The sequence below is a fragment of the Nonomuraea sp. NPDC049504 genome, from assembly GCF_040676845.1.
Classification (GTDB): domain Bacteria; phylum Actinomycetota; class Actinomycetes; order Streptosporangiales; family Streptosporangiaceae; genus Nonomuraea; species Nonomuraea salmonea.
In genome coordinates, this window is sequence record NZ_JBFAPT010000071.1 from 1 (window position 1) to 7150 (window position 7150).

6 protein-coding genes and 1 pseudogene are annotated in these 7150 nt (G+C 68.6%); 2 read left to right on the plus strand and 5 right to left on the minus strand.

The features are described 5' to 3' along the window. Together AB0K28_RS51445 and AB0K28_RS51450 are read left to right on the plus strand one after the other, a co-directional pair. The coding region (locus AB0K28_RS51445) for an integrase core domain-containing protein (protein ID WP_364385962.1) at window positions 1-807 on the plus strand (807 nt) is incomplete at its 5' end. A gap of 304 nt (window positions 808-1111) precedes the next feature. Next, window positions 1112-1543: pseudogene (locus tag AB0K28_RS51450) on the plus strand (AAA family ATPase); the annotation flags it as partial. A gap of 139 nt (window positions 1544-1682) precedes the next feature. On the opposite strand, the gene AB0K28_RS51455 reads toward AB0K28_RS51450, so the two are convergent. From AB0K28_RS51455 to AB0K28_RS51475, 5 genes are all read right to left on the minus strand, one after another. Next, complete coding sequence (locus AB0K28_RS51455) at window positions 1683-2129, minus strand: DUF6262 family protein (protein ID WP_364385977.1); 447 nt, start codon at window positions 2127-2129, stop codon at window positions 1683-1685. Beyond that, window positions 2119-4365 carry a tyrosine-type recombinase/integrase gene (locus tag AB0K28_RS51460; protein ID WP_364385965.1) on the minus strand — a complete coding sequence of 749 codons (2247 nt, stop codon included), beginning with the start codon at window positions 4363-4365 and terminating at the stop codon, window positions 2119-2121. The genes AB0K28_RS51455 and AB0K28_RS51460 overlap by 11 nt, the downstream gene beginning before the upstream one ends. Continuing rightward, a complete protein-coding gene (locus AB0K28_RS51465; RefSeq protein ID WP_364385968.1) occupies window positions 4362-5468 on the minus strand; it encodes a tyrosine-type recombinase/integrase in 1107 nt (368 codons plus the stop codon). Before AB0K28_RS51465 ends, AB0K28_RS51460 begins: the two co-directional genes overlap by 4 nt. Window positions 5469-5582: 114 nt before the next feature. Further along, the gene (locus AB0K28_RS51470) at window positions 5583-6134 is read right to left on the minus strand and encodes an AAA family ATPase (RefSeq protein WP_364385971.1); all 552 of its coding nucleotides are present in this window, start codon (window positions 6132-6134) and stop codon (window positions 5583-5585) included. Window positions 6135-6343: 209 nt separating this feature from the next. Then, on the minus strand, window positions 6344-7150 hold an 807-nt coding region (locus AB0K28_RS51475; RefSeq protein ID WP_364385974.1), incomplete at its 5' end, for an integrase core domain-containing protein.

A 7150-nucleotide genomic window follows, 5' to 3' on the forward strand; every position in this document is an offset into this window, starting at 1 on the left:
GCCGCGTTGCGGCCGGCGCTCGCGGCGCGCGGCGTCCCGCAGATGATCTACTTCGACAACGGCAGCGCGATGGTCGACGCCGCGGTGAAACGAGCCGCTGCCCGCCTCGGCATCAAGATCGCTCACTCGGCGCCGGGCCGTCCCGAAGGCCGGGGCAAGATCGAACGGTGGTTCGGCGAGGTCAGGCGCCAGTTCCTCGTCGAGATCGCCGGGGACGGGGAAACCTCGGGGACGAAGGTCACCAGCCTGGCCGAGCTGAACCGGCTGTTCACGGCCTGGGTGGAGACCGCCTATCACCGGCGGGTGCATTCCGAGACCGGGCAGACACCCCTGCAGCGCTGGATGGCCGGCTGCGCAGACGCCCCGTTTCCGACCCCGACCCCGGCGGCGCTGACCGAGGCGTTCAAGTGGAGCGAACGCCGGCAGGTCCGTAAGACCAGCACGGTTCAGCTGTTCTCCAACTTCTACCAGGTCGACGCGTCCTTGATCGGCCGCACCGTTGAGCTGGTCTTCGACCCGTTCGATCTGAACATGGTCGAAGTCCGCTGGAACGGCAGGCCGCAGGGGATGGCGATCCCGCAGGCGATCACCCGCAACGCCCATCCCAAGGCCAAACCCGAGATGCCCGCGGCGCCCGAACCCGCCTCGACCGGCATCGACTACCTGCGACTGCTGGAGACCAGCCACGACCAGCAGGTGGCCACCGGCATCAACTACGCCGCCCTCATCGACCCCCGCCAGCAGGCCCCCGATCAGGGCAGCGGCCACGGTGTTGACGAAGAACCGCCCGGTAATGGTGCGCCATGACCGGGCAGGACGACACCCCGCCCGGTAATGGTGCGCCATGACCGGGCAGGACGACACCCCGCCCGACCTTGACCCCGGCAGCGATCCCGTGACTGATCCCGGAATCAATCCTCCTGCGCCCCAGCCCTCCGAGCGGCCTGCCACGCAGGCCACCCCGGTCCCGGCCCCCGTTCCTGACCCCTCCAGCGCCCGCTCCGCCCGGTCCCGGCGGCGAGAAAGTGACGACGACTCTCCCATGATGGACAAGCTCCAGGGCTACTTCGGCTTGTCGAAGACCCCCTTCGGGCGGGGCCTGGCCCCCGCCATGCTGCACCGCCACGCCGCCCACTCCGAGGCCATCGCCCGCATCGCCTGGTGCGTCGCCGAACGAGCGCTGGGCGTGGTCACCGGCGAAGTCGGCATCGGCAAGACCGCCGCCACCCGGGCCGCGATCTTCGGTCTCGACCCAGCCCGGCACATCGCCATCTACCTCGGCAATCCCGACGTCGGAGTACGCGGCATCCACACCGCCATCGTCACCGCCCTCGGCGGAGTCCCCAAGAACCAGAAGGCCACCCTGATCCCCCAGGCCAGCGACATGCTGGCCACCGAACAAGCCGAACGGGGCCGCACCCCCGTGCTCGTGATCGACGAGGCGCACATGCTGGCCCACGACCAGCTCGAATCGGTGCGCATGCTGACCAACTTCGACATGGACAGCTCCTCCCCGTTCGCCACGCTGCTGATCGGCCAGCCCACCCTCAAACGCAAGATCAAGCTCGGCGTGCTGGCCGCGAGGGTTATCTTGAGCGATCAATATGATCATGGCCTTGACCAGCTCAGTCGCTTCGAGGACGTGTCGTCGACGAGGTCGCGGGCGACGGTTGCCATAGCCGTCAGCAGGGTCCGATCGTTATCGAAGAGCGACGCTGTCCGGCTGGTTCGGCGGGCTGGTCTTCAGCGAGCTGTGGGGCACGGCGCTCCCCGAGGGCCTGCGCGAGTTGCCGGCGAAGTCGCTGGTTCTCCTTGGCCAGCTCGCGGTTGCGGTCGAGCGCGGACTGGAGGCGAGCCAGGAGGGAGGCCTCGCTGGTGCGCTGGATGGCGGGAACGCGCTGCTCGGGTGCTGGGCGGGTGGCCTGGCGCAGACGTTCGATCTCGGCGCGGAGATCGGGTTGCGCATAGAGCCATGATCGTGAGACGCCAGCGGCACGCGCGACGCGGTCGAAGCTGATCACCTCCCCTGTCCGAACGAGCTCGCGAAGCGCTTGGACGGCCTTGGCCCGGGTGAGTTCGGCGCGTCGTCGAGCGGCGGCGGCCAGGTGGTGGCTGTTGTCAGATGGCATCGGCGGCGTCTCCGTGGCCGGGCTGGTCGACTTCGAGGGTGGTGATGACCTTGGCCAGGTTGTCAGCGACCTGCTGGTTCATCTCGACCAACCGCTTCTGCCCGCGAGCTTCGGCGGCAGTGATGATCTGCAGGACTTGCTGGCGTTGTTGCCGATGCTGGGGCAGAAACTCGGGCGTCGTGAGGAACATCGGGCAGGTCAGGCAGGCATTGGCGTGCGGGCAGGATTGCTGGACAGGCAGCCCGCAGTAGCCGTTGGGCAGCGCCTGGGTGGCCCGGCCGATGCGCTGCTTGGCCCAGGAGGCTTCAGCGAGCGGCCCGTCGGGGTCGATGGTGACCTGCTCGCCTCGGATATTGACCTTCATCGCGCTCTCCCAATGCCGTCGGACGGTGCTGTCGGCCAGACGGGCGTAGTGAGCGGTCATCTCCGCCGACTCGTGATCGAGGATCTTCTGAACAACGTGCTGAGGGACGTCGCGGTTGATCAGCCGGGTGCCCAGGGTGTGCCGCCACTGGTGGGGCTGGATGCGAATGGGCTGGCCGCACTCGTCGCGAACGTCACAGCGCTCGAGCCAGCGGCGAAGACCGAGCCGATAGGAGCCGGAGTCGGTGGGCTGTGTGCCGGCGGCGTTGCTCTTGGCCCGGGGGAACAGCAGTGGGCTGTCGGGCCAGCGTTCGCGGACGCGTTCCCGCTGGTGGGCGATCTGCGCGAGGAGTTGTTCGTCGATGGGGACCAGGGCCTCGCGTTTCATCTTGTGGTTGAAGTAGCGCAGGTAGGGGGCGCCTTCGGCGTCGTGGACGACGCAGTCTCCGGCAAGGCGGCAGGCGTCGGAGACGCGCAGGCCGCAGCGGATGAGGATCTCGGTGATGAGCCTGTGGGCGGGGTTGTCCCAGCGGCTGAGGTTGTCGGGGTGATCGACCTGGGCCATCACGTGCTCGGGCAGGGCGCGGGGCAGGCGTTGCCCGCGCTTGGGGTAGTCGGTGGCGAAGATTCTGGCGCCCGCCGGCAGGTCGTCGGCCCAGCCGTGCTGGCGCAGCGCGGTGAGGAAGCCGGACAGGTGCTCGATGTGCTCGGTCTGCAGCTTGCGTCCGCCGTACTCGGTGTGGAGATCGGCCAGATACTGCTCCAGCAGCGGCCGGTTGATGTCGCCGATTCCGGCGATCGATGCCGGTGGGGTGGCCAGGAAGAGCGCGAACCGGGTGAGTACGCGGGCGCCGCGGGCGGCGATCCCCGCGCTGAGTCCGCTGGTCAGTCGCCATCGTGCCCAGCGTTTGATCAGCTCCTTCAGCCAGGGTTGGGGGATCTGGTCGAAGCGGACGTGGGCGACGGGGTCGGTGATGTCGAGTTTGCGGAGTCGCCAGATGTCGCGGGGGTATTCGACGTGCCAGCCGCGGCCGACGGCGAGGTCTTCGATCTGGTTGCGGCCATAGATCAGTGGCGGGGCATATGACTTGCGGTCGGAGGCGGGCAGGAATTCCTTCCACTGCTGCTCGCTCCAGTCCAGCAGCGACGTGACGCCGCTGGCGACGACGAAGTTGATCAGGCGCTGCGTCTCGCCGGGGTTTACCTTGGTGTGACCGTCCTGGCCGCGCCGCTGCAACACGTACTGGATCTCCAGCCGCAGGTGGACGGGCAGTGCGCGCAGGTCGAGCTGGTCGCGGTTGAGCAAGGTCTCATCGTCGAACCGGCGGGCGAACTCCTCAACGTCGGGCCGGTGGTGACGTCGCCAGGCCGCCTGGTGGACGTAGCAGAAGATGCCCACGGACTGCACCCATAGGTGGCAGTAGGAGATCAGGCACGTCACCTCGTCCGGCGGGACGGGGACCGGTCCGGCGGACATGATCCACTCGGTCACCTCGGGACGGCCGTCGCTTATCCATCGCTGGTAATGCGGTGAGCAGATGCCCTTGGCGCGACGGCCGTGGCGGCAGCCGGGCACCTGGCAAGGCGACGGCGCCGGATAGCGGCGCCAGGTGGGGTCCGCGGTGGCGATGAACTCGCCCAGGTCGGGCTGGTGCTGATTCCACTGCAGGTAGTGGTAGCGACACAGGCCTCGGGTGCGGCCGGTGCGATCACATCCTGGCACCCGGCACGGATCGCCGCCGAAGACCGGGTCGGACGGCTCGAAGGTGAGGATGTCGCTGCGAAAGCGCGGCTGGACGGTGGTCATCAATCGCTCCAGCAGGCCCGGATGGGCGGCGGGCAGTTCCCGGCTGCTGTTGGAGGTCGGGGTCACCAGGTCACCTCCCGGTCGGTGAACCAGCCGGCTGCCTGCAGCGTGCGGCGGGCGTCCTCGGCGGTCAGGTGACCGTAAATGGAGGTCGTGGTGGTCACCGAGACGTGACCGAGGAGGTTGGCGACGACCTCGATCGGCACCTGGTCGCGCAGCAGCCGGGTGGCCATGGTGTGCCGGAACCAGTGCGGGTCGAAGGCCAGCCCGGTGCGGCGGCGCAGCCGTCGGACCAGGTCATAGGCGGCGGCATAGGTCAGCGCTTGGCCCTGCGGGTCGGCCCAGAGGTTGACGAAGACGTAGTCGCTGTCCAGGTCGCCGTACTCGATCGTCAGGTAGTCGGCCCAGAGCCGGATCAGTTGCTCGCTGACCGGGACGGTCCGCGGCGTGCGGGACTTGGAGCGGGCGCCGTTGTCGTTGATCCGGGGGACGATGGTGATCTGCCGTTCGGCGGCGGCGATGTCGGCGTGCCGCAGGCCGAGGGCCTCGCCGATGCGGATCCCGCTGTCCCATAACAGCGCGAGCAGGAAGCGGTCGCGGAGGCGGTCGCAGGCATCCAGCAGCGTCTGGGTTTCAGTCACCGTCAGCACGCGCGGCAGCTTGGTCGGCGCCTTGAGGGAGATCGTGCGCCGGGGCTCCGGCTTGTCCTTACTGATGTGGTGCAGGAACGGTCGCCAGCCGCCGCGTCGAGCCGGTGGCCCCCATGTGATCAACAGCTCGCCCAGGTCGACTCCGTGCCGAGCCTGGTGAGCGTAGAACGCGGCCAGCGCCGACAGCTTGCGGTTGATCGTGGCAGCGGTGACGTGCGGTTCGACCGCGGGTAGGACGGCGACGTGACCCTCGCGACCGGCAGGGGGCAGGCGGAGCCAGGCGACGTACTCGCCGATGTCTTCCAGCCGTACTTCCCGCCAGTCCAGGCTGCGCCGCAGGAGGAAGGCGAAGTAGTCCTTCAGGTCGTGCGCGTAGGCCTTGACGGTGTTCGGGGACCGCTCGATGTCGGTCAGGTAGCTCAGGTATCGCTCGATCGGCTCGACGGGAAGGTCGTCATCTCCCAGAACCGTCCAGGACGGCTCTGGTCTCCCGGGAATCTCCACGCGTTGGACGTGCACTGCTCCTCCACTTGATCCACGTGCTGGATAGGGAGGCAGATAACCATGTCCACCAAGCGGATCGCAGCCCTCAAGAAGAGCGTGCTGGACATGGAAGACAGCAGAAGCAGGGCTTCAGATAACGAGGGCGGCCAGCACGCCGAGCTTGATCTTGCGTTTGAGGGTGGGCTGGCCGATCAGCAACGTGGCGAACGGGCTGGAGCTGTCCATGTCGAAGTTCGTCAACATGCGCACCGATTCGAGCTGGTCGTGGGCGAGCATGTGCGCCTCGTCGATCACGAGCACGGGGGTGCGGCCGCGCTCTGCTTGCTCGGTGGCGAGCATGTCGCTGGCCTGGGGGATCAGGGTGGCTTTCTGGTTCTTGGGGACCCCTCCGAGAGCGGTGACGATGGCGGTGTGGATGCCGCGTACTCCGACGTCGGGGTTGCCGAGATAGATGGCGATGTGCCGGGCCGGGTCGAGGCCGAAGATTGCGGCCCTGGTGGCGGCGGTCTTGCCGACGCCAACTTCGCCGGTGACCACGCCCAGCGCTCGTTCGGCGACGCACCAGGCGATGCGGGCGATGGCCTCGGAGTGGGCGGCGTGGCGGTGCAGCATGGCGGGGGCCAGGCCCCGCCCGAACGGGGTCTTCGACAAGCCGAAGTAGCCCTGGAGCTTGTCCATCATGGGAGAGTCGTCGTCACTTTCTCGCCGCCGGGACCGGGCGGAGCGGGCGCTGGAGGGTTCAGGAGCGGGGGCCGTCAGGACCGGCGCGGCCGGTGAGGCAGGCCGGCCGGAGGGCTGGGGCGCAGTGGGATCGGTTTCGGGATCAGGGGCGGGATCACCGCCAGGTTCGAGGCCGGGGGCGAGGCCGGGCTGAGCGTCGTCCTGGCCGGTCATGGCGCATCATCGCCGGACTGTTCTTCGTCAACACCGTGGCCGCCGCCCTGGTCAGAGGCCTGCTGACGGGGGTCGATCAGGGCGGCGTAGTTGATGCCGGTGGCCACCCGCTGGTCGTGGCTGACCTCCAGGAGCCGCAGGTAGTCGATGCCGGTAGAGGCGGGTTCGGGCGCGGCGGGCATCTCGGGTTTGGCCTTGGGGTGGGCGTTGCGGGTAATGGCCTGCGGGACCGCCATCCCCTGCGGCCGGCCGTTCCAGCGGACCTCGACCATGTTCAGATCGAACGGGTCGAAGACCAGCTCAACAGTGCGGCCGATCAAGGACGCGTCGACCTGGTAGAAGTTGGAGAACAGCTGAACCGTGCTGGTCTTACGGACCTGCCGGCGTTCGCTCCACTTGAACGCCTCGGTCAGCGCCGCCGGGGTCGGCGTGGGGAACGGCGCGTCCGCGCAGCCGGCCATCCAGCGCTGCAGGGGTGTCTGCCCGGTCTCGGAGTGGACGCGCCGGTGATAGGCGGTCTCCACCCAGGCGGTGAACAGCCGGTTCAGCTCGGCCAGGCTGGTGACCTTCGTGCCGGAGGTCTCCCCGTCTCCGGCGATCTCGATCAGGAACTGGCGTCTGACCTCGCCGAACCACCGCTCGATCTTCCCCCGGCCTTCCGGACGGCCCGGCGCCGAGTGCGCGATCTTGATGCCGAGGCGGGCCGCAGCTCGTTTCACCGCGGCGTCGACCATCGCGCTGCCGTTGTCGAAGTAGATCATCTGCGGGACGCCGCGCGCCGCGAGCGCCGGCCGCAACGCGGC